Source organism: Acinetobacter sp. SM1B (assembly GCF_003289665.1).
Taxonomy (GTDB): domain Bacteria; phylum Pseudomonadota; class Gammaproteobacteria; order Pseudomonadales; family Moraxellaceae; genus Acinetobacter; species Acinetobacter schindleri.
Map to the genome: position 1 here is coordinate 1 of NZ_QMBM01000036.1, position 267 is coordinate 267.

Genomic DNA, 267 nt, shown 5'->3' on the forward strand with positions numbered 1-267 from the left:
ACCCAAGGTCCAAAATTTGCTGCCGAGATGGAAGCACACGTACGTGAATACGGTGTCGACATCATGAACCTGCAACGTGTATCTGACATCAAGGGTGCAGATGAAACTGCCAACGGTCTGGTTGAAGTGACTTTAGAAAATGGTGCCAAGCTTGAATCTAAAACCGTGATTCTGTCGACTGGTGCACGCTGGAGAGAGATGAATGTTCCGGGTGAGCAGGAATACAAAACCCGTGGTGTTGCCTACTGTCCACACTGTGATGGTCCA

General features: G+C 49.1%; 1 protein-coding gene. It reads left to right on the forward strand.

Annotated elements, in window-relative coordinates; all coding sequences use genetic code 11:
* Positions 1 to 267 (forward strand): FAD-dependent oxidoreductase (locus C8322_RS14645; RefSeq protein ID WP_228156521.1); only part of this gene is annotated, 267 nt, incomplete at both ends.